Source organism: Sporanaerobium hydrogeniformans (genome assembly GCF_002735925.1).
Taxonomy (GTDB): Bacteria; Bacillota; Clostridia; order Lachnospirales; family Cellulosilyticaceae; genus Sporanaerobium; species Sporanaerobium hydrogeniformans.
Genome location: NZ_PEDL01000059.1, coordinates 1 through 722 on the forward strand (window position 1 = coordinate 1; position 722 = coordinate 722).

Annotated in this window: 2 protein-coding genes; both read right to left on the reverse strand. The window is 34.8% G+C overall.

Annotated features, from left to right (window positions below; translation table 11 throughout):
* Window positions 1–14 precede the first annotated feature (14 nt).
* The gene (locus tag CS063_RS17380) at window positions 15–437 is read right to left on the reverse strand and encodes a hypothetical protein (protein ID WP_099450918.1); all 423 of its coding nucleotides are present in this window, start codon (window positions 435–437) and stop codon (window positions 15–17) included.
* Window positions 438–461: 24 nt separating this feature from the next.
* The gene (locus CS063_RS17385; RefSeq protein ID WP_099450919.1) at window positions 462–692 is read right to left on the reverse strand and encodes a hypothetical protein; all 231 of its coding nucleotides are present in this window, start codon (window positions 690–692) and stop codon (window positions 462–464) included.
* Window positions 693–722: the final 30 nt, after the last annotated feature.

Genomic DNA, 722 nt, shown 5'->3' on the forward strand with positions numbered 1-722 from the left:
AAAATCAGATTTTATTATTCTAGTAATTTTTGTTGGTATGCTTGGAAGAAAGTCTGTCCTTGCTTGTTAAGCATGTATGGTAAGAATATTTCATCCATGGAAACCATTTGGCTTTCTAAAATAGCCACCTGAGCTTCAATCCAATCTTTTACTATGCGCCATGCTACACGTTCTGCTTGTGCGTAATCTATGTTTATTTTGATTTTGCCTTGTTTCTTTTGCTGTTTTAATACCTCATAGATGGCTGGTACATTTGCAGGTAGTCTAATACCTTTTTCACCATCATTCGTAACGATTGAGAAGCAAATAGAAGATATATGTCCATCTTCTGAATAGCCTTGCATTATCTTACGTGCTCCGTGAGTAACAAGTATTTTTTGAATCTCACCAACCGTTTTATATACATCTATAGTAGTTGTATAATTAAGCAGCGCCATTATATAGCTCATCCCCTTCCAAACTTATATTTTAAATACCTCTAGTTCACCATGCTTTGAACGAGAATATTGTCCATAACATCCATTAATATCACTTTGCAAGCCACCTTCATTATGTTCTTTGCAAAATCCAGCTATAACCTTTACATCAATTAAATTTCCTAACGCCATTCTCTCTTTTGCTACCACATGACCATGCCAACCTACAGCTTTTTCACCACACATAATACAATTACTTGTTTTATACCTATTCATACAATCCCCTCACCAATCTCTGATTTTATT